Source organism: Acinetobacter sp. AS167 (assembly GCF_037152175.1).
Lineage (GTDB): Bacteria > Pseudomonadota > Gammaproteobacteria > Pseudomonadales > Moraxellaceae > Acinetobacter.
The window spans coordinates 69,254-89,869 of record NZ_JBBCMP010000015.1; the positions used below are offsets into that span (position 1 = coordinate 69,254).

Annotated in this window: 20 protein-coding genes; 8 read left to right on the plus strand and 12 right to left on the minus strand. The window is 37.9% G+C overall.

The window, feature by feature from the left end:
- The first annotated feature begins 63 nt into the window (after positions 1-63).
- The gene (mnmG, locus tag WFN33_RS18270; protein WP_336954452.1) at positions 64-1,944 is read left to right on the plus strand and encodes a tRNA uridine-5-carboxymethylaminomethyl(34) synthesis enzyme MnmG; all 1,881 of its coding nucleotides are present in this window, start codon (positions 64-66) and stop codon (positions 1,942-1,944) included.
- A 465-nt stretch (positions 1,945-2,409) separates the two neighbouring features.
- On the opposite strand, the gene WFN33_RS18275 is transcribed toward mnmG, so the two are convergent.
- Positions 2,410-3,405, minus strand: a complete 996-nt coding sequence (locus tag WFN33_RS18275; protein WP_336954453.1) for a helix-turn-helix transcriptional regulator — start codon at positions 3,403-3,405, stop codon at positions 2,410-2,412.
- A gap of 309 nt (positions 3,406-3,714) precedes the next feature.
- On the opposite strand from WFN33_RS18275, the gene WFN33_RS18280 reads away from it, so the two are divergent.
- From WFN33_RS18280 to WFN33_RS18300, 5 genes are all read left to right on the plus strand, one after another.
- Complete coding sequence (locus WFN33_RS18280) at positions 3,715-5,316, plus strand: circularly permuted type 2 ATP-grasp protein (protein WP_336954454.1); 1,602 nt, start codon at positions 3,715-3,717, stop codon at positions 5,314-5,316.
- Positions 5,317-5,355: 39 nt separating this feature from the next.
- On the plus strand, positions 5,356-5,964 hold the full coding sequence (locus tag WFN33_RS18285) for an alpha-E domain-containing protein (protein ID WP_336954455.1): 609 nt from the start codon (positions 5,356-5,358) through the stop codon (positions 5,962-5,964).
- Positions 5,961-6,740 (plus strand): transglutaminase family protein, encoded by a 780-nt coding sequence (locus WFN33_RS18290; RefSeq protein WP_336954456.1) that lies wholly within the window; start codon positions 5,961-5,963, stop codon positions 6,738-6,740. The genes WFN33_RS18285 and WFN33_RS18290 overlap by 4 nt, the downstream gene beginning before the upstream one ends.
- 74 nt (positions 6,741-6,814) lie before the next feature.
- The gene (locus WFN33_RS18295) at positions 6,815-7,549 is read left to right on the plus strand and encodes a proteasome-type protease (protein WP_336954457.1); all 735 of its coding nucleotides are present in this window, start codon (positions 6,815-6,817) and stop codon (positions 7,547-7,549) included.
- A gap of 320 nt (positions 7,550-7,869) precedes the next feature.
- Entirely contained in the window at positions 7,870-8,298 is a 429-nt protein-coding gene (locus WFN33_RS18300) for a BLUF domain-containing protein (RefSeq protein ID WP_336954458.1), read from the plus strand.
- A gap of 69 nt (positions 8,299-8,367) precedes the next feature.
- Here WFN33_RS18300 and alr read toward each other — a convergent pair whose 3' ends face one another.
- A complete protein-coding gene (alr, locus tag WFN33_RS18305) occupies positions 8,368-9,441 on the minus strand; it encodes an alanine racemase (RefSeq protein ID WP_336954459.1) in 1,074 nt (357 codons plus the stop codon).
- A 283-nt stretch (positions 9,442-9,724) separates the two neighbouring features.
- Between alr and WFN33_RS18310 the strand changes: the two genes are divergently transcribed.
- Positions 9,725-10,147 (plus strand): DUF4259 domain-containing protein, encoded by a 423-nt coding sequence (locus tag WFN33_RS18310; RefSeq protein ID WP_336954461.1) that lies wholly within the window; start codon positions 9,725-9,727, stop codon positions 10,145-10,147.
- A 57-nt stretch (positions 10,148-10,204) separates the two neighbouring features.
- Here the strand turns inward: WFN33_RS18310 and dnaB are convergent, their stop codons facing one another.
- The 4 genes from dnaB to rpsF all read right to left on the minus strand — a co-directional run bounded on the left by dnaB (position 10,205) and on the right by rpsF (position 12,951).
- A complete protein-coding gene (dnaB, locus tag WFN33_RS18315) occupies positions 10,205-11,650 on the minus strand; it encodes a replicative DNA helicase (protein WP_336954462.1) in 1,446 nt (481 codons plus the stop codon).
- Between the two features lie 219 nt (positions 11,651-11,869).
- Positions 11,870-12,316, minus strand: coding sequence for a 50S ribosomal protein L9 (rplI, locus tag WFN33_RS18320; RefSeq protein WP_004719333.1), 447 nt, complete (start codon positions 12,314-12,316; stop codon positions 11,870-11,872).
- A 9-nt stretch (positions 12,317-12,325) separates the two neighbouring features.
- The gene (rpsR, locus tag WFN33_RS18325) at positions 12,326-12,553 is read right to left on the minus strand and encodes a 30S ribosomal protein S18 (RefSeq protein ID WP_004719336.1); all 228 of its coding nucleotides are present in this window, start codon (positions 12,551-12,553) and stop codon (positions 12,326-12,328) included.
- A gap of 11 nt (positions 12,554-12,564) precedes the next feature.
- Positions 12,565-12,951, minus strand: coding sequence for a 30S ribosomal protein S6 (rpsF, locus tag WFN33_RS18330; protein WP_336954464.1), 387 nt, complete (start codon positions 12,949-12,951; stop codon positions 12,565-12,567).
- Between the two features lie 266 nt (positions 12,952-13,217).
- Here rpsF and WFN33_RS18335 point away from each other — a divergent pair, with 266 nt between their 5' ends.
- Positions 13,218-13,703: a hypothetical protein gene (locus WFN33_RS18335; RefSeq protein WP_336954466.1), complete on the plus strand. Its 486-nt coding sequence runs from the start codon at positions 13,218-13,220 to the stop codon at positions 13,701-13,703.
- Positions 13,704-13,802: 99 nt separating this feature from the next.
- Here the strand turns inward: WFN33_RS18335 and WFN33_RS18340 are convergent, their stop codons facing one another.
- From WFN33_RS18340 to cyoB, 6 genes are all read right to left on the minus strand, one after another.
- Complete coding sequence (locus tag WFN33_RS18340; RefSeq protein ID WP_336954467.1) at positions 13,803-14,564, minus strand: DUF3142 domain-containing protein; 762 nt, start codon at positions 14,562-14,564, stop codon at positions 13,803-13,805.
- Between the two features lie 120 nt (positions 14,565-14,684).
- The gene (locus tag WFN33_RS18345) at positions 14,685-16,703 is read right to left on the minus strand and encodes a hypothetical protein (protein ID WP_336954468.1); all 2,019 of its coding nucleotides are present in this window, start codon (positions 16,701-16,703) and stop codon (positions 14,685-14,687) included.
- A gap of 86 nt (positions 16,704-16,789) precedes the next feature.
- Positions 16,790-17,668 (minus strand): heme o synthase, encoded by an 879-nt coding sequence (cyoE, locus tag WFN33_RS18350; RefSeq protein WP_004719345.1) that lies wholly within the window; start codon positions 17,666-17,668, stop codon positions 16,790-16,792.
- Between the two features lie 6 nt (positions 17,669-17,674).
- Positions 17,675-18,001 carry a cytochrome o ubiquinol oxidase subunit IV gene (gene cyoD, locus WFN33_RS18355; protein WP_171066910.1) on the minus strand — a complete coding sequence of 109 codons (327 nt, stop codon included), beginning with the start codon at positions 17,999-18,001 and terminating at the stop codon, positions 17,675-17,677.
- Entirely contained in the window at positions 17,998-18,618 is a 621-nt protein-coding gene (gene cyoC / locus WFN33_RS18360; RefSeq protein WP_056512630.1) for a cytochrome o ubiquinol oxidase subunit III, read from the minus strand. The genes cyoD and cyoC overlap by 4 nt, the downstream gene beginning before the upstream one ends.
- Before the next feature lie 4 nt (positions 18,619-18,622).
- Complete coding sequence (cyoB, locus tag WFN33_RS18365) at positions 18,623-20,614, minus strand: cytochrome o ubiquinol oxidase subunit I (RefSeq protein WP_004719352.1); 1,992 nt, start codon at positions 20,612-20,614, stop codon at positions 18,623-18,625.
- Positions 20,615-20,616 lie beyond the last annotated feature (2 nt).

The following is a 20,616-nucleotide window of genomic DNA, read 5'->3' on the forward strand; positions in this document are numbered from 1 at the left end:
CTAAAACTAGAAGTAAAAATTTGCTATAATTTTCTGTCATTCTTTTATCTCTCATTAATCACTATGCATTATCCTAAAGTTTACGATGTCATTGTTATCGGTGGCGGTCACGCAGGTACGGAAGCGGCACTCGCTGCAGCGCGTATGGGTCGACAGACTCTGCTTTTGACTCATAACATTGAGACTTTAGGGCAGATGAGCTGTAACCCAGCCATTGGTGGTATTGGTAAATCTCACCTTGTCCGTGAAATTGATGCTTTAGGCGGTGCAATGGCATTGGCGGCGGATAAGGGCGGTATTCAATTTCGTATTTTGAACTCGCGTAAAGGCGCAGCTGTACGTGCAACCCGTGCACAAGCTGACCGTATCCGCTATAAAGCTGCGATTCGTCATACACTGGAAAATCAAGCGAATTTAGATATTTTTCAACAATCTGCAGATGACTTAATTGTTGAAGGCGATACAGTTAAAGGTGTAGTGACCCAGATGGGTATTCGCTTTGATGCGAAAACTGTGGTGTTAACCACAGGCACATTCTTAGGTGGCGTGATTCATGTTGGTCTAAATAATTCGTCAGGTGGTCGAGCTGGCGATCCGCCATCAATTTCCTTAGCGGCTCGTTTACGTGAATTAAATCTACCAGTAGGTCGTTTAAAAACAGGGACTCCACCACGTATTGATGCGCGTTCTGTCGATTTTTCTGTAATGATTCCGCAACCGGGTGATTTCCCATCACCGACCATGTCATTTATGGGGGATGCTTCGATGCATCCAGAGCAAGTAAATTGCTATATCACACATACCAATGCGCGTACTCATGAGATTATTCGGGGTGGTTTAGATCGTTCGCCAATGTATACCGGCGTGATTGAAGGTGTAGGTCCACGTTATTGCCCATCGATTGAAGATAAAATTCATAAATTTGCGGATAAAGATTCGCATCAGGTATTCCTCGAGCCAGAAGGGCTGGATACTCACGAGCTTTATCCAAATGGTATTTCAACATCTTTACCATTTGATGTGCAGTTTGAGTTGGTGCGCTCAATCCGGGGTATGGAGAATGCACACATTCTTCGTCCTGGCTATGCGATCGAATATGATTATTTCAATCCACAGTCTTTGAAATTCTCACTTGAAACCAAATCGATTAATAACTTGTATTTTGCAGGTCAAATTAACGGTACAACAGGTTATGAAGAAGCTGGTGCACAAGGTTTATTGGCGGGCTTAAATGCTGCACGTCGTGCATGGGATCAAGAGCAATGGACGCCTAAACGTGATGAAGCGTATATGGGTGTTCTTGTTGATGACTTGATTACCTTAGGGACCAAAGAACCGTATCGTATGTTTACTTCTCGTGCGGAATATCGTTTGATGCTTCGTGAAGATAATGCTGATCAACGTTTAACAGCAATTGGCCGTGAAATGGGCTTGGTTGATGATGAGCGTTGGGCTTCTTATTGTGAAAAAATGGAAGCAGTTGAAAAAGAAACAGGTCGTTTACAACACCTTTGGGCTGCACCAAACAATCCAATGGGGAAAAGATTCGTTGAGTTGACCGGCGCTGATCTTTCTAAAGAATGTTCTGCGATCGATTTACTTAAACGTCCAAACATCAACTTTTCACAAATTGCTGAATTAACTGCTTCTGAAGTATCTGCATTTGTAGGTGAGCAGATTGAAATTGCTGTGAAATACGAAGGTTATATTAACCGTCAGCAAGAAGATGTTGCACAAATGAAGCGTTTGGAAGATACCAAAATTCCTGCTGATTTTGATTATGATATCGTTTCAGGGCTTTCTCGTGAAATCACGATGAAATTGAAAAATGTATTACCTGAAACATTGGCACAAGCCAGCCGTATTCCAGGTGTAACACCTGCTGCTGTTCAATTGGTGATGATTACAATTCGTAAAAATAACCAAGCGAGAAAATCAGCTTAAGGTGGTGAATTGTAAAAAACCCGCTATATGCGGGTTTTTTATTGTCTCGAGCTTATCTTCGTTAGGGCACAATTTGTGATTTATCTTTAAAGGCATATTTTAAATACACAGATCCAATCTAACTTTATAAAAATAAATCCTAAACAGAATTGATGAAAAACAAAGCTGTTTTAATTATTTTTCAGTTTGCAAAATCATCGCTATAGTCAACTTACATTCAAACAAGAGGTGAACGCCATGACAATGAAATCAATCCGCTACAATAGTGCTGAACTTGCGTGCTGTAACATGTGATGTTTAACATACTCCAATAAATCCCATGTCTTGTGGACATGTAAAAATGTGACATGGGTTTAATATCTGCGCAAAAACAATAAAATTTAAAAATAACAATCAAAACAATAAATCAAAGAGCCGAAAGGCTCTTTTTATTTTAATTATATTGGCTTAGGTGAAGTTGTTAGATTATTCAATTTCATGTACAGCATTGAACACTTCAACAGGCTCAATTCGGACTATCTTTTTACCAAAACTTCTTAACCACCATACCAGTTGTGAGGTAAAAGGAACCACAGCACTGACTTGATACAGTTCTTCGTTCAGTTGTTCCACTTTTTGTTCTTTACTGAGTTGGCTTTCCGTGAAGTACTGTGCATCATCTTCGTGCATGACTAATTTTAATTCAACATTTTTAGTTGGCCGAGAAAAGTCGACTCTAAAGCCTAGCGCACCAGAATCGATATATTCATCGATATCGAATTTGACAGGGTGTAAAGCACGTAAATCTAAAACAGTTGCAGATCTAAAGCGATGTAATGCAAAGGTCTGAACTTCTGTCTTGTCATGACGCGTACAAATCAAATAAATAATTGCACCTTTTTGAACCAAACCTAAAGGATTCAGAATATAAGTTTTCTCTTCACCTTGATAACCACGTGCGCGGTAGACACATTCAATTTGTTTATCTTGTAGCAGTCCTTCATAAATGGCTTGCTGTGCATGTCTTTCCACCAAAGGTGGGATCACTGGTTGGCTTGCAGGCACAATTCGAACTCGGTTAATCCATTGTCGAACATTGTTCTGCGTAGAAAGACTACGCCGTGCCAAATCGAACCAAGGGTTCATTTCATCAATTAAACTTGGAGGTAGCAGGTGTTTTAAATGTTCTTCAACCATCATAAACGTGACTGCTTGCGAGCTGGTCATATGCGGCAGACTTTGGATCGGGGCATCTGAACGCCAACGCCAGCCTTGTGGTACTGTTTTGTTACTCTCGATAGGAAAGCGTTGAGCAATCTGATTTAGATCACGCTGAATCGTACGTAAGCTGATTTCGATCCCTTCACGTTCTAAAACTTCTTGTAATTCACGTGTACCCATCCACTTCCCTGTAGAGAGTCGGGACAGGATTTGCCACTGGCGATAGAGGCTATTGGAAGTTTCTTTTTCTTGTGCAGACATGGTTTGGTATCAATGGAATCGTGAATGTTTAAGGGAAATAAATCAGCTACACAATAGAAAATTAAAACTGATTCTGCAAGTTATATCCTGTGAGTAGTTGCTTAGGTGTTGAAAATATTAGCTAAAAAATTTTGAAACAAGTTCGATCAAAACTCACATTGAGTGCTATGGCAAACAATGAATTAATAAAATTGAGCCAAAAAGATTTAATTGTACAGCGAAGAATACTGAATACGGCGATTTAATAATATTTTGGCATCGATATTGCATTATTAAAGAAGCCATTAGATAAGATAAAAAGAGGTTTGTATGCTAAAAGAAAACATGGATACAAATTCAAGCAATGAGAATTATGCAGATCGCTTCGCTTTGCCAGTTGCTGAGGCAGAAGTAAAAACTGAAATGACGAATCAACAACAGATAGGAAATATTCAACAGGCCATTCATCTAAATATCGATGCACAACAAGCCTCACATCATTTACTTAAACAGATGAATTCGGTTTTTTTTAATGAAATGACAGACGATCACGTTCTTTCTCCTGAAACTGCTGAAAAAATTGAAGATTGGTTATCTCAACACAGTATTTACCAACTTGAAAAACTCAATGAAACAGCTAAAGCGCATTTTTTATATCAAGGAATTACTTTTGCGGTTTATGGTGAAACATCGGGAATTGATCGCACCATACCATTTGACTTAATTCCGCGTGTGATTGCCAAACAACAGTGGAATAAAATTGCAGCAGGCTGTGCGCAGCGTATTCAAGCGTTAAATTTATTTTTAGCTGATGTCTATAATCAACAAAATATTTTAAAAGAAGGCTTAATTCCAGCAGTACAAGTACTATCGCATGAAGCTTATCAACCAGTGATGATGAATCATCGTTTGAATGGAAATATTTACAGTCAAATCAGTGGAATCGATATTGTACGGGATTGCAAAGGTGAATTTTTTGTCCTAGAAGATAATCTACGTACGCCTTCAGGTGTGTCATATATGCTTGAAAGCCGTAAGATGAGCGAAAAACTTATGCCTGAGTTATGTAATCAACATGTCGCTGATATTGGGCAATATCCGCAATTGTTGCGTGAGATTTTGGCTGAAAACTCAAAGGTAGATTGCCCAATCATCGTGGTTTTAACCCCTGGGCGTTATAACAGTGCGTATTATGAACATTCATTTTTAGCAAGGGAAATGGGTGTTCCATTGGTGACATCGCGTGACCTTTTTGTTGAAAACGACAAGGTTTATGTGAAAACCATCCGTGGTCGTCAGCAGGTTGATGTAATTTATAGACGTTTGGATGATGGTTTTTTAGACCCATTAAGCTTCAGGCCTGATAGTACTTTAGGTGTGGCAGGATTAATGTCTGCTTATTTAAGTGGAAATGTGGTGATTGCTAATGCTCCTGGTACAGGTGTTGCAGATGATAAGTCGATTTATCCATATGTGGATCAAATGATTGCCTATTATTTAAATGAAAAGCCAATTTTGTCCAATGTACCTACTTATCAATGTCGTGAAGTTGAAGCTTTGGATTATGTTTTGGCAAATTTGGATCAATTGGTGGTAAAAGAGGCTCAAGGTTCAGGTGGTTATGGGATGCTCATCGGTCCTAAAGCAACTGAACAAGAAATTGATTTATTTAAAATGAAGCTAATGGCTTCACCCTCAGCGTATATCGCTCAACCCACCTTAAATTTATCTGTTGCACCAACACTAACTTCCCAAGGAATTGCAGAACGTCATATTGATTTACGACCATTTATTCTCAGCTCACCAGAACGCATAGAAATTGTTCCAGGTGGCTTGACTCGTGTTGCGATGCAACAAGGCTCACTGGTGGTCAACTCATCACAAGGTGGTGGAATCAAGGATACATGGGTAATTGATGAATATTCAATTTAACCCCACCTTCATACCAATCCCAGCCAAAGGAGAGCAAACATGATTTTACTCAGTACTAATGCACAGAATATATTTTGGTTAGGACGCTATTTAACCCGTATTCAATATTTATGTAGTCAATTCCCATTTAAAACCAATGAATTGGCTTTAGACTATGCGCATGCTTTTTGTTTACCTGCATTTGATGCAAGTTCTTTAAATGAATTGATTTTAGACAATGAGCAACCTGCATCATTTCATCAGTATTTTTTATGTGCCAAAAATAATATTCATGATTTACGTGGAGTGATATCAGCACAGTCTTTTGCTGAATTAAATCAGTTATTACAACAAGCAGAGCAAAATGCAGGTTTCATATGTGATGTTTGTGAAGAATGTAATGATGTTTTAGAGGCAGAAGATGATGAATTGTTATTTCTATTTTTTAGTTTAGGGCAAAAGATGGAACAATTTGATCGTCAATTACGCTTTAATCAAGATAAATCAGTCACCTTGACACAATTAAACCATTTAATTGATCGTTTAGACCAGCATGGTATGTGTAGTTTGCCTGAGGTTTGGCAAGAGCTAAAAAATCAACCTGACCGAATGAATTATTATCATTTTAGTGATCATATTGACTCGTTATTTGAATTGGATCGCTTATGAAGTTAATGATTAATCACCAAACCCATTATCAGTATTCTGAATGGGCAAAAAATAGTATTCAGTATATCAAGATGACGCCACAGTCTAATTTGCATCAACAAGTGACAGGTTGGCATGTCAGCGTCCCCGGTGAAAAACAAATCAAAAAAGACGCCTTTGATAATGTTTGGTTGACCAGTTCACAAATTGAACCTTATCAACAAATGTCCATTATGGCCCAAGGGATTGTTGACATTAATGTAGATAATCAATTTGGCATAGAAGATAAAGTATCACCTGTGGTTTTTTTACAACCAACCTCTGCAACATTGTGCAATACTGAAATGATAGCTTTTGCAGAACACTATATAACGCATAAGCGATGGATAGATTTCCAAAAATTAGCAGAAGCATTGTTGCAACATATGCCTTATATCAGTGCAAGTACGACAGTAACCCACACTGCAATGGAGTCTTTTTCAGCACAACAAGGAGTATGTCAAGATCATAGTCACGTCTTAATTGCGATGGCGAAAGCCTTGGGGGTACCAGCTCGCTATGTCTCTGGTTATTTATATGTAAATAATCAATCGCATTTGGCGAGTCATGCATGGACTGAAGTGTTTTTAGAGGGCAAATGGCATGTTATTGATGTCAGTAATCAATTGTTTCGACCAGAATCACACGTCTATGTGGCAATTGGAAGGGACTATTGGGATGTTGCACCAGTCCGAGGGGTGAGAGAGCAAGGTGGAACTGAAACCATGTACTCTATTGTTCAAGTACTTGCATGTTAATGGTGGCAGTGGTAAATAGTGTGAATAATTGCAGAATCTGATTACTCTCAAATTTTAGTTGTATAGGTAGTTCCATGACGTATTGCTGTGCTTTAAGACTCAAACAAGGTTTAGTATTTATTAGTGATACGCGAACCAATGCTGGAGTTGATCACATTTCTGTATATCGAAAACTTTATACGTTTGGGGTAAAAGGTGAACGGTTTATATGTATTCAAACTTCAGGCAATCTTGCAACAACACAAGCAGTAATTGGACATTTAGAAAATCATTTGGCACTCAAGCAAGAACCCAACTTGTATAGTGTGAACACAATGTTTGAGGTTGCAGGTTTAGTCGGACAAACTCTGCGTAAAGTTATTGCTGATGTTACTGAGGATACTCAAGAGCAAAGTAACTATTATTGTAGTTTATTGGTTGGTGGTCAGATCCGTGGCGAGGAAATACAGCTTTATAATATTTATCCGCAAGGTAATTTTATTTCTGCAACCAGTGATACGCCTTATTTCCAAATTGGGGAAAGTAAATATGGTAAACCAATTTTAGATCGTGCGTTGAGCTATGATATGCCCTTAGATGAAGCTCTACGTTGTAGTTTAATCTCATTTGATTCGACTTTACGTTCAAATGTATCGGTTGGTATGCCATTAGATGCGATGATTTATCTTAAAGACAGTCTAGAGGTGCCAAAAGGTAAGCGTATTACAGATAGTGATCCTTATTTTCAGCACATCAGTAAACAATGGTCTGAAATGTTAAAGAAAGGTTTGCAAGATTTACCCAAACCGACCCATGATTATTTTGAATAATTTTATGATGTGATTCAAAGCGGGTGTAATCTCGCTTTTTTAACTGTAGAAATAATAAGTAGATCATAAAAAATTAATTTCATAAGTTTCTGTTTTAATATTTTCACTGGATAAATAGAATAAGCTGAAAATATTTTGTGTGTTTTTAATGATGGATGCATATTGAATAAATTTTTAAAATAATAGATGAATTACTGTATAGAGATATTGCAAATATAAATATAGAAAAGTCGATAAGCACTTTAATTATAAAAGTTAAGACTTGTATATTCGTAAATAATTGTTTATAAATAATGAAAGTTAAAAAATAGAAGAATTACATGACTTTTCAATTATGCTATGCAAGTAAAACGACATCACCACCTCATCAAATACTCAATGATTTAAGAGATATTTTAGGTGAAGCGAGAGATTTTAATATACTTCATCAAATTCAAGGCGTCTTATATTTTGCGGATGAACACTTTTTTCAATGCCTAGAAGGCGATGAAATGATTATCTTACACGTGCTTGAAAAATTGTATAAAGATCCAAGACATCATCAAATTAAGTTATTTAGAGCGGGTCAGGTTAAGCAGGGGCATTTTTCACAATGGTCTATGAAATACGTTAGACGAAATGGCAAAATTCAACAATACTTTGAGAGTAAGGGTTATAAATACTTTCGCCCATTGAATTTAGATGAGCAGGATATTCCGACATTGCTCAAATTACTCTATGAGATTGAGCAGCCAGAAGAGTTTGTATAAAGTCATAAAATCGATTCAAAAAAATCCAAGCGATGGCTTGGATTTTTATTTTGAATAGAAAATCAGTGCTTAAAGTTTTTTACGGATAGGGCGAGCACTCATACGACAGAGTAACTCATAACCAATCGTACCATTGGCAGCAGCCACATCATCAACCAAACGATCTTTGCCCCACAGTTCAACGACTGTTCCTAGCGGTGCGTCTAAGCCAGTGACATCAATTGCGATCATATCCATTGCTACACGGCCAATGATTGCTGTCATTTGCCCATTGATGCTGACATAATTTTGTCGAGGAAAAGCACGCGGATAACCATCTCCATAGCCTATCGAAACAATGGCAATATCCATATCACTTTTGGCAACAAATGTAGAGCCATAGCCTACAGATTCATCTGCTTTAATATGATTGAGTGCAATGATTTCAGCGGTAAAGCTCATGACAGGTTTGATGTCTAATTCAGCAATGCTTCGATCTGCAAAGGGAGACGCGCCGTAAAGCATGATACCTGGACGTACAAAATCAAAATTCAGTTCAGGCCATTTAAAAATAGCAGCAGAATTGCAGCATGAAGCTAAGATCGGTTCACAAGCAGCTTTTACCTGTAATAATTGATCTTTCTGTTGTTCATTTAACGGGTGATGATCCGCATCTGCATTGGCAAAATGCATAGTCAGCACACAGGTAAAACCTTCTGCTTTGAGTGATTGAATCACTTCAATAATTTCAGCAAACTTAAAACCCAATCGGTTCATACCGCTATTGAGTTTTACCCAAACTTTTAAACCTTTGTCGATATATTGTTTTTTATGTGCACGCAACCAAGCCAATTGTGGCTGATGATGTACAACGACTTCAACATTGTTTTCAACGGCAGTGATCATTTCATCTGCACTGAAAATACCTTCGATGAGAGTAATCGGTTGTTGATAGCCTAATGCTCGAATCTCTAAGGCTTCAGCAAGGCTGGCGACACCAAAGGCATCAGTCGCATTTAAGGCGGCTAAACAGTCCTTGACGCCATGTCCATATGCATTGGCTTTAACCATACTGACAATTTTAGCGCTTGGTGCAAGTTGTTTGACTCGGTTTAAATTATATTGCAGTGCTTCACTGTCAATATAAACTGTTGCTTGACGCACCCTAGTTACTCCTGAGGAATGGCAAAGATTGAATAATGCTAAATCGCATAAATAGAGATAAAAGCCTAATTTTAAAAAAAGTGCAGCTTTAAAACGCTAAATATTGTAGTCCTATCAGCTTTAAATAAACATAAACATTTGTGTTTTGAATGGTTTATTGATTTTGTATCGATAAAATTTTTGCTAAGTGCTTTGCACATAATTTGTAAAGATATAGCTCTTTCTTTTTTAAATAAAATCGTACATTTTATATTTAAATTTAAGGATTTATTTCGGAGGGTGTATGGGAACATGGTCACATGAACCATTTGGAAATGATACTGCAAGTGATTGGGCCTATGAGTTTAAAGAGCGTGATGGACATGTTGTCATTGAACAAGCCTTCGATGAAATGATTGATATGGCAACCGAAGAGTTTATCGATGCCGATATTGGTTGTATTGCACATGCTGCGGCAGATGTTTTAGCTAAATCATTTGGTGAAGGAATTGAAGAAAATGAATATTATCCTGAACCTGTAGAAAAATGGCTTGAACAGAATAAAAACAATGTCAATTATGCACTTATTCCAAAAGCATTGACTGCATTATTATTATTGACCAGTGAAAACTCTGAATTGGATGAGCTTTGGCAAGATTCAGATGATTATGATGAATGGACTAAGAATATTGAAACGTTGAGAGAGACTTTAAGTTCTAAGATTTGAAGATTAAAATCTCATCTCTACAGCTGTGTTAATTGATGCTAATTCTATTGATTAATATTATTCTTCATCTTGATATTGCGCATAATACTCAGGCGATAGATTACTAAAGCGCGTGTATTGACCTTCAAAGGCTAAACGCACAGTCCCGATCGGGCCATTACGTTGTTTACCAATGATAATTTCAGCAGTGCCTGCTTCTTTCGACTCTTTGTTATAAACTTCATCACGGTAAATAAACATAATTAAATCGGCATCCTGCTCGATTGCACCTGATTCACGTAAGTCGGACATTACCGGACGTTTATTTGGACGGTTTTCCAAAGAACGGTTAAGCTGTGATAGTGCAATAACAGGGCACATCATTTCCTTGGCAAGGGCTTTTAAGCTTCGTGAAATTTCACCAATCTCACCGACACGGTTATCACCCATGCCTGGCACTTTCATCAATTGTAGATAATCGATCATGATACAACCCAGCTTGCCACCATGTTGTTTGGCAATACGTCGTGCACGTGCTCGAAGTTCCGTTGGTGGCAGTGCAGATGAATCATCAATATAAAGGTGTTTTTCTTGTAGCTGTAAAATGGTTCCTGTGACTTTAGACCATTCATCGCCATCAAGTTTACCTGAACGTAAATGCCCTTGATGGACTTTACCGTATGCTGAAATGAGACGCATGGCGATAGAGTCTGCTGGCATCTCCATAGAGAAAACCAGTGCTGGCAGATCACAGTTAAATAACACACTTTCTACAAGGTTCATGGCAAAGGTTGTTTTACCCATCGACGGACGTGCAGCAACAATGATCATATCACCAGCTTGCATACCAGAGGTTTTATTGTCTAACTCCATAAAACCTGTGGTTAAACCAGTGATATTACCTTCCATTTGAGAAAGTTCATTTAACTTATCAAAAACGTCTGCTACAACTGAGGTAATGGCTTTTGGCCCTTGTGCTTTGGCATTGTTATTATGTTGTTCTGCAATAGAGAAAATATTGGTTTCAGCAAGATCAAGAATTTCACTCACTTCACGACCTTTGGTGTCATAAGCATTTTGCAGGATTTCATTGCCTACTTTAATCATGCTTCTTAAGGTTGAAAATTCTTTGATTTTCCCGGCATAGGTTTCTAAGTTATAGAAACTCGAAGGCGAATCTGACATTAACTGCATTAAATACTCTTCACCGCCAATTGCATCAAGCAAGTTTTGCTTAATCAGCCAATCGTTAACTAAAACTGCATCATACGGAGAATTTTCTTGTGCCAGTTTTTCAATTGCACGGAAGATATATTTGTGACGTGTTGCATAAAAATCAGTTTCATTCAAAGCGTCACTGACTTGTTCAAAAGACTCAGCAACCGTCATCAATGCAGCCAGTACAGCTTGTTCAATTGCCAAGTTATGAGGAGGCGTACGAAACTCTTTTAACTGTGCATTATCTTTATTTTTTGCATCAGTGCTGAAGGGATTCTGTTGAGCTGTGGCAGTTGCCTGAGACATATAAAACCTTGATTTTTAAATCGTGCAAAAACATTATTTACGTAATGTACGTGTGTACTGAAGTACTCACTTATCTTAATGCAAAATACTAAAAGTATCTAACAGTAATACCGATAAGTAGGGGAATGAATCAACTAGAAACAATTTCAGCTGATCCGAGGTAAAATTTAAAGATAAAAAAAGAGCATACAAAAGTATGCTCTTTTTTTCTGCAAGAAATTACTCAGATACGATTGTAACGAGAACTTCAGCAGTAACATCATGATGCAATTGGATTGCGATGTTAAATTCGCCAGTGTGACGAAGTGCACCGTTCGGTAAACGAACTTCAGCACGGTCAACAACAAGACCAGCATTTGTTAACGCGTCAGCGATATCACGAGTACCGATTGAACCGAATAATTTACCTTCATCACCAGCTTTCGCGGTGATAACGATATTTACTTCGTTCAATTGGTCAGCACGTGCTTGAGCAGCAGCTAAAACTTCAGCTTCACCTTTCTCAAGTTCTGCACGACGAGCTTCAAAAGCAGCAGTATTCGCTTCAGTCGCTGCAACTGCTTTACCTTGAGGGATAAGGTAGTTACGGCCGTAACCAGCTTTAACTGAAACTTTATCGCCTAATTTACCAAGGTTTTTAATGCGTTGTAATAAAATAATATCCACGGCTCAACCTCACTTATGATTGTCAGTGTAAGGAATCAACGCTAAGTAGCGAGCTTGTTTAATAGCAAGCGCTAATTGACGTTGGTAACGAGCTTTAGTACCTGTAATACGGCTAGGAACAATCTTGCCGTTTTCAGTGATGTACTGTTTTAAAGTGTCGATATCTTTGTAGTCGATGTACGTAACGTTCTCAGCTGTAAAGCGGCAGAACTTGCGACGACGGTAAAAACGTGCCATTGATGTTCTCCTTATGCTTCAACAGAATCTTGAGCTTGTTGTGCTTCTTCACGTTGAGCTTTACGCGCACGTTTTTCTTCAGCACTCTTAGCGAGTAAAGATTCTTCAGTGATGGCGTTTTCACGACGGATAATCACGTTACGAAGGATTGCATCGTTATAACGGAACAATTCTTCTAATTCATTAAGCGTAGTTTGATTACATTCAAGATTCATTAAAATGTAGTGCGCTTTATGGATTTTGTTAATTGGGTAAGCCAATTGGCGGCGGCCCCAATCTTCAAGACGGTGAATTTGACCTTCAGCATCTTTGATGTGAGAAATGTAGCGTTCTACCATTCCCACAACTTGATCGCTTTGGTCTGGGTGTACCAGAATTACGATTTCGTAGTGACGCATTGTCAGCTCCTTACGGTTTATACAGCCCCAACCTTAAAAAGATTGAAGCAAGGAGTCACAATCAGCATAAGCTTTAAACAACAGTTTAAAAGCCAATAGATTGTGCCGCAAAAATTGCGAGGGCTTATTATAGGAAAGTTTGCGCACAAACACAATTTAATATTCAAATATTTATTGGAATAACCACTAAAATTTTACAGATGCGAGATTGAATTTCATCTTGTACCTATTTAGATTGAAAATGAATAAAAGTATGGATAGCTAAAATGACAAACTACAGCGCTGAAAAACTTGAAACCATTGAATCTTATATTGAAAATCCTACACAAAATTTCTACTTTGATGTTTTTGATGGTCGTTATGATATTGTCATGGTGGTGGATTGGAGAGAAGAGGATGATGCAATTATTGGCTATTGTGAAAACATTTTAGAAACTGGACAATTGTCTGCTGAACTTGAAGATGCTGATAATCAACAAGGTTTTAGTATCACAATTCATTATGGTGAAAAATCATTGTTGATCCCTTATCAAGGAAAAGGTGCTGATCGTGATACCACACTACGGGCACTCAATGAAATTTTACAACCTGAGTATGAAATCCGTTTCTGCAAAGCTTCTGATGGTTCCGACACATTAGAATTTATTCCACTTCCGAAAAAATTATGGCATCAACTTGATATGAAATATGCGGGAAAAATGGATGAGTTATTTGCTCGGTTTGAGCATGATTCAGTTTTTTTTGGAAGTTAATTTGGTTAGTCAATTAGAAGTTAAATTACTAAAATAAAAGCATGAATTTATTTATTGTGCAAATATTCGATTTTGATTGATGTAGATGCCATCACATATTTATTGGATTAATTCACGATTATTTTGTCGTAATAAAAATACCACAAAGCCCTTAAAATTTGGGTCAGTATCAAATCTAAGTTGGTGATCCCATTTACCATGTTGTACCAAACCAATTTTATAAGGCAGTTTCAATGTTGAAGCCTTAGTCAAATAAGCCTGATAATTTGGAATAGTGGTAGAGCCTTGATAGGTTTGAATCACCATTTCATCAATATTTTCTCTAAATAGCCTAAGTGTATCTGGATCGCGAAGATTGCCCCAATCCATCAAACTGGTGATGCTAAGTTGATAATGTTGTGGTAACTGCTTTCTAAGCTGTTGTAGAAATAAGCCATACGCTTTTAAATTTTTAGTTGGTACATCAAAGTCAATTTGAATACCTTGAATGTGATTGCCTGCGCTTTCCCATTGTAGGACGCGTTGTAAAATATTTTCTATTTCAGTGCTTTGCCAATTTAAATGATGATTTCGAAAAACCAACCATATTTTCTGATGTGGAATTTTAACCACAGAAATGCCTTGTTGGATCAAGATAGAATGGTTGGAACTTTTCTCTAGCCTAACTTCACCTTGTAAAATATAGATTTCCTTTGCATTACTTAAATAAGGCGTAGACTTGATATTTCCCCAAATCCAAAAGGCATCATAGTCATTTGCATTGACCTGATCGGAGGTTACCGCTGATTGACTCGGTTGACATGCCATTAATCCTAAACAACATTGGATTGTCAGTAGAGCCGAGAAAAACTGTTTAAGCATCAATAAGCTACCAATAATATTTTAAAGATTTTGCCCATGTGGTATTTGGATAGTCACGTTTAATTTGTGTGTACCATTGTTTACGTGTGGATTTTGTGGCGTCTTTTCCACCACAGACATTTATACTACTCGGCGAATAACACATAACAGCGCGATAAAGTGCATAAGCTTGTAATTCACTTTTAGAATTTGATTTAATAATTTCTTTATAGACTTCACCACGACTAAAAGTTTCACCTGTAAAGGCATTTTTCGGCTGGTTAAAACTTGGACCATAGTAATAGTCACCATAAAAATTTCTAAAGCAGTGCCTTGATTACGCATATATTCGCCTAGGCATAAACGATAAGTTAAATTTTTTGGATTTTTTTCTAAACCAGCTGTTAAGGTGCTTAATTTAGGGCATTTGAGCGTTGGTGTAATTTCATGACCATTCCAAACAAAAACTTCGAAGCGGGGTTCTGACTTATAAGCGTTAATTTTGCTGTTATATGCTTTGTATTCTGAGGCATCTTGAGGTAACCATGTGGTAAAGGCTTTATTGAATACCGCATAGTTTTGAGTCATTAAGCTTTTATCTAGTAATGTATATAAAGCCAGATTCTTTTTATCAACTGAACTGTCTTTGGCAATAATGATACTTTGCAAAGCTTTGACATCGGAAATTTGAGTAATGAATGCTTTCTGTAAGGTTGCTTGTTTGATTTTTGAATGATTTCCTAAAAAGGCATTTTGGTTATTGGTGTTTTTATAGTGAATCGCTAGGGCGACTTCTGCCAAAGTTTTTTGATAAGGATTAGCAGAAATTGCGAGTAAATGGTTCCAATATTGTTCAACCAGATTTTTATCACTACTTTTTTCAAGAATGACCCCTTTAAGCGTATATTGGCTGAGTTCTAAATAATTTTGAATAGAATTGGTTTTTTGTTTCGGTAAATAATTTAACGCATCTTGTGGTTTTTTCTGAATAAAATATAAATGAACAGCTTGTAAATAACGGAACAGCTCAGGTTGTTCCTTAAATACAGTTTTTTGTGCATTTAACTCGGACCAACTAATTGGCTGGTACTGCTTAGAATCACTCTGACGCATATGCATCAGATCATAGATAGCTAAAAAGAAAGGATCGTTGAGTGTTTTTGCGTTGAAGTTTTCTAAACCAAATACCTTGCGATCTATTTCGGCTGCCAATGTGGACATATCGAGATTGTAATAATCTGATTTTGGGTGATCCATCTGCCAAATCATCTCTTTGACTAGAGCATCTTGTTGATTAGCAATCCAGTAGCCTCGGCGTAAAAATCCTCTGGCACTGGCTACGTATTGGCCTTTAGGGTAAAGTTTAAAATAATCAGTAATGCGATTGAAAAAAGTTTTAAGAAGTGCTTGATCAGCTTTCAGAGTATCTAAATCACCGTAACTTCCTAATGACTGGCTATACAGCTCATTTAATGATGTGCGGATGAGCATGTATTGAGCTGTTTCTTTTAACCAAGGGTCATCAACTTGGCTTAAGGCTGTAAATATTTTAGTTGCTGAGGAATAGTTAGCTTTGTAAAATAAAATAATCCCATTTAAATAAGAAGCATACTGTTGAGCGGGCTGTGTCCATTGTGAATTGACTTGAATCAGTGGAATACTTTGTTGACAATTTTTGATCTGATTTCGTTGTTCTAACAAGCTGCTTTTTTCGTCTTGAGATATTTTCTTGTGATTTGAAACCTGTTGAAGAAAAACTTCAGTACCAGATTTTAGTGTTATACAGCGTTCATCATAGACGTGATCATTTGCATCGTAAAAAGCACGTTTATTTGGAATCTTATTTTCAGATGCTTGAGTTAAGTCAGTAGGGTAAAAAGGAACTATGCCACTAGAAGTATCCCATAAACTCATTTTATCAACTTCAAATGCTTTGATACTTGCTAAACCTTTGTCACTTAGCAGTAGCATCATGTTGGTTCTATTGTCATTGGCTGGATAGAGTATGGGGAGGTTTAATATACGATATTGATTGTTGTTTAGGTCAAAAGTTGGTGATGCGACTTCTTCTGCAGCGCCCGCAAAACTAGAAGTTGGATAAACAACCAAAGGTAAACCAACAAGAAAGGCATATTGCAGTGTTTTATTTTTAAAAAGCATAAAGTGCCTATCGTTATAATAAAAATTTTAATATTTTAATTTTATTTATGCAGATAAAAAAAAGATAGAGAGAACTCTATCTTTTTTTAAAACAGTGGCAAATGTGGTGCAGGGGAGACATAACTAAAACTAAAGCTCACACTGAGTGCTGTAATTAGAATGACGGAATACAAAAAATATTTTTTTGCCCAGACCTGATCATTTTCAGCTTTAAATCCAATAATCGATAAATATACCCAATAGGCACATAAAGCATTAAAGGTAATAAGGAAAAAGATGTTGGTATAGCCAAAACAATACAATCCATTTAAAACTGCAGCAAACAGAATAACGTATATTAAACTTTCAACTTTTGTGCGAAAAATTGAACGAGCTACAGGTAAAATTGGAATATTTGCATTTTTATAATCATCAAATCGGTAGATTGCAATTCCCCAAGAATGTGGCATTTGCCAAAGTGCGTAAGCTAAAAAAATCAGCAAAGCAGCAACATCAAATCCGTTGGAAACAGCAGTATATCCAATTACAGGAGGGCTTGCGCCTGAAATACTTCCAATCACAGTTTGGTGAATGGTGGTACGTTTACTCCAAAGACTATAAAAAATCACATACACAACAAAGCCGAGTACAGCAAAGCCAAATGCGTAGGCGTTGACAAAAAACCACAACAAAGCAAAGCCAATTAAACCGAGCACAGCTGAAAAAATTAAAGCAACTGTTGGACTGATGGTTTTTTTGACAAGCGCACGATTCATTGTACGTTGCATTTTTTGGTCAATGTCTTGGTCAATGACATTATTCACCACACAGCCAGAGGCAACGACAAGCGTAGTGCCTAGTAATGTGATGAGAAGTAAAAGGAAATCTACAGAACCTTGAGCGGCTAAGAAAAAGCCGCCCAAAGTGGTAACGAAGTTACCAAAGAGAATTCCTGGCTTAGTCAGGAATAGATATTTTTTCAACATGACACCCTAGAGCATCATGTTTGAATGTAAGTAGTTCATGATCCATACAGAACCAATTAATAGAACTGCAATCGTCAGAATCGTATAGATGAATGCAATCACATTCCAGCGTTGTTCAGAAGATGAATTCATGTGCAAGAAGAAAACTAATTGTACAAGAACCTGAGCAATCGCAGTGATCGCAATCGTTGCAACAACTGCACCACCAGTCATTCCTTTCATCACCATCCCGAATGGGATGATGGTCAAAACGACAGAAAGGATGAAGCCGATAGAGTATTGTTTGATGTTTCCGTGCGAAGCACCAGCAGCATTATGATCATGACTCATTATAAAGCTCCCAGTAAATAAACTACGCTGAATACACAGATCCAAACGATGTCAAGGAAGTGCCAGAACAAACTTAGGCAAGCAAGACGACGTGTATTTGGTACAGTCAAACCATTTTTCTTGATTTGAACCATTAACACAATCATCCATACCAAACCAGATGTTACGTGGATACCGTGCGTACCTACAAGGGTAAAGAACGCAGACAAAAACGCACTGTGGCTAGGACCATGACCAGCGTGAACTAAATGATTAAATTCATAAAGTTCCATACCGATGAATGTTGCACCAAAGAGCCAAGTGATAATTAACCACATAAGCACTTGGTTTACATTTTTCTTGTAAGAAGCAAGTACCGCAAAACCGAAAGTCACAGAAGAAATTAAGAGAGCAAAGGTTTCAACAAGTACGAAACCTAAAGACTCGCCAAATAACTCTTTTGGACTTGGAGTACCAGGCGGAATATGACTGCTTAATACAGCGAACGCGATGAAGAGTGTACCGAATAAAATCAAGTCACTCATCAAGTATGTCCAGAAACCAAAGACGGTGATGTCTGTATCATCGTGATGATGATGTTCATCGTGTCCGTGGTTGTCGTGATGAAGTACTTCAGCCATATCCTTAGTCCTTCTTCAAGTGTTTTTCAAGTAAAGCATAACGCTCGTTTTCGATACGTTCTACTTCAGCAGCAGGTACGTAGTAGTCCACTTTTTTAGTGAATGAACTTACGATGAAGCTGATAACAGCACCAAGGAAAGTTGCAACGACTAACCACCAGATATGCCAGATTAAAGCGAAGCCCATTGCTGTAATGAACAAGGCAATAACAAAACCAGCAGCACGATCAGTTGGCATATGAATATCTTCATATTTCTCAGGACGTGCATACGCTACACCGTTCTCTTTATCATTCCAGAAAGTATCAATACCATTGATTTTTGGAATTTCAGCAAAGTTATAGAACGGAGCAGGGGATGAAGTAGACCATTCAAGTACACGGCCATCCCATGGATCGCCAGTGTTGTCCATGTTGTCGTGACGTTGTAAGAAACCAACAATAACTTGCATTAAGAAACAAGCAATACCGATTGCTACAAGCACAGCACCAAACAAAGCAATTGCTAAGTATGGATCCCATTCAGGGTTGTCATATGTATTCAAACGACGTGTCATACCCATGAAACCAAGGATATAAAGTGGCATGAATGCAAAATAGAAACCAAAGAACCAGAACCAAAACGATGCTTTACCCCAAGTTTCATTTAACTTCCAACCAAACATTTTTGGCCAGTAGAAAGTGATACCCGCGAACATACCAAATACAACACCACCAATAATTACGTTATGGAAGTGAGCGATCAAGAATAACGAATTGTGTACTAAGAAGTCAGCTGGTGGAACAGCCATCAATACACCCGTTAAACCACCGATACCGAAAGTCACAAGGAAGCCAAGTGTCCAGTACATTGGTGATGTAAAGGTAATGCGACCCTTATACATAGTGAATAACCATGAGAAGATTTTCACACCAGTAGGAATCGCAATAATCATGGTCATGATACCGAAGAACGCGTTGACGTTGGCACCAGCACCCATGGTAAAGAAGTGGTGTAACCATACCACGAAAGCAAGTACTGTAATCGCAATCGTTGCATACACCATAGATTTATAACCGAACAACGTTTTACGAGAGAACGTTGAAACGATTTCAGAGTAAAGACCAAAAGCAGGTAATACTAAGATATATACTTCTGGGTGACCCCATGTCCAAATCAAGTTCACATAGAGCATTGGGCTACCGCCAAGCTCATTGGTGAAGAAGTGGAAACCGAAGTAACGGTCAAGTGTTAACATTGCAATTGTTGCAGTCAATACTGGGAACGATGCAATGATCAATACTGCTGTACAAAGTGCAGTCCAAGTAAAGATCGGCATGTCCATAAGTTTCATACCAGGTGCACGCATTTTGATGATGGTAACAAAGAAGTTAACACCGGTTAAAAGCGTACCTAGACCAGAAACCTGGAGTGCCCAGATATAGTAGTCAACACCAACACCAGGAGAATATTGAATGCCAGAAAGAGGTGGATATGCCATCCAACCTGTTGCAGCAAACTCACCTAATACTAGAGAAACCATCATCAAACCAGCAGCACCAGCAAATAACCAGAAGCTCACAGAGTTTAATAATGGGAATGCAACGTCACGTGCACCAATTTGAAGTGGTACAGTAATGTTCATCATACCAACAACAAGACCCATTGCTACGAAGAAGATCATGATTACACCATGTGCGGTGAAGATCTGATCGTAATGGTCGGGATGTAAGTAACCTTCACCACCACCTTTTGCAAGGAACAGTTGAAGACGCATCATGATTGCATCAGCGAAGCCACGAAGTAGCATCACAACAGACACAAGAATATACATAATACCAATTTTTTTATGGTCTACAGATTTAAACCATACATTCCAGAGGTAACCCCATTTTTTGAAATAGGTGATACCACCGAAAACTGCAATTGCACCAAGAGCCATAATGACCATTGTTACAAGTACAATCGGCTCTTTAGGGATTGCATCCCAATTGAGTTTACCTAATAACAAAGACATGT

Excerpts from the sequence above, each read along its gene's own strand:
- cyoC (WP_056512630.1), bottom strand. The coding sequence starts at position 18,618 with ATGGCTGAAGTACTTCATCACGACAACCACGGACACGATGAACATCAT.
- WFN33_RS18295 (WP_336954457.1), top strand. The coding sequence starts at position 6,815 with ATGACGTATTGCTGTGCTTTAAGACTCAAACAAGGTTTAGTATTTATT.
- WFN33_RS18335 (WP_336954466.1), top strand. The coding sequence starts at position 13,218 with ATGACAAACTACAGCGCTGAAAAACTTGAAACCATTGAATCTTATATT.
- WFN33_RS18300 (WP_336954458.1), top strand. The coding sequence starts at position 7,870 with ATGACTTTTCAATTATGCTATGCAAGTAAAACGACATCACCACCTCAT.
- rpsF (WP_336954464.1), bottom strand. The coding sequence starts at position 12,951 with ATGCGTCACTACGAAATCGTAATTCTGGTACACCCAGACCAAAGCGAT.
- rpsR (WP_004719336.1), bottom strand. The coding sequence starts at position 12,553 with ATGGCACGTTTTTACCGTCGTCGCAAGTTCTGCCGCTTTACAGCTGAG.
- mnmG (WP_336954452.1), top strand. The coding sequence starts at position 64 with ATGCATTATCCTAAAGTTTACGATGTCATTGTTATCGGTGGCGGTCAC.
- cyoE (WP_004719345.1), bottom strand. The coding sequence starts at position 17,668 with ATGTTGAAAAAATATCTATTCCTGACTAAGCCAGGAATTCTCTTTGGT.
- WFN33_RS18340 (WP_336954467.1), bottom strand. The coding sequence starts at position 14,564 with ATGCTTAAACAGTTTTTCTCGGCTCTACTGACAATCCAATGTTGTTTA.
- WFN33_RS18290 (WP_336954456.1), top strand. The coding sequence starts at position 5,961 with ATGAAGTTAATGATTAATCACCAAACCCATTATCAGTATTCTGAATGG.
- WFN33_RS18345 (WP_336954468.1), bottom strand. The coding sequence starts at position 16,703 with ATGCTTTTTAAAAATAAAACACTGCAATATGCCTTTCTTGTTGGTTTA.
- WFN33_RS18310 (WP_336954461.1), top strand. The coding sequence starts at position 9,725 with ATGGGAACATGGTCACATGAACCATTTGGAAATGATACTGCAAGTGAT.
- WFN33_RS18280 (WP_336954454.1), top strand. The coding sequence starts at position 3,715 with ATGCTAAAAGAAAACATGGATACAAATTCAAGCAATGAGAATTATGCA.
- WFN33_RS18275 (WP_336954453.1), bottom strand. The coding sequence starts at position 3,405 with ATGTCTGCACAAGAAAAAGAAACTTCCAATAGCCTCTATCGCCAGTGG.
- WFN33_RS18285 (WP_336954455.1), top strand. The coding sequence starts at position 5,356 with ATGATTTTACTCAGTACTAATGCACAGAATATATTTTGGTTAGGACGC.
- cyoB (WP_004719352.1), bottom strand. The coding sequence starts at position 20,614 with ATGTCTTTGTTATTAGGTAAACTCAATTGGGATGCAATCCCTAAAGAG.
- dnaB (WP_336954462.1), bottom strand. The coding sequence starts at position 11,650 with ATGTCTCAGGCAACTGCCACAGCTCAACAGAATCCCTTCAGCACTGAT.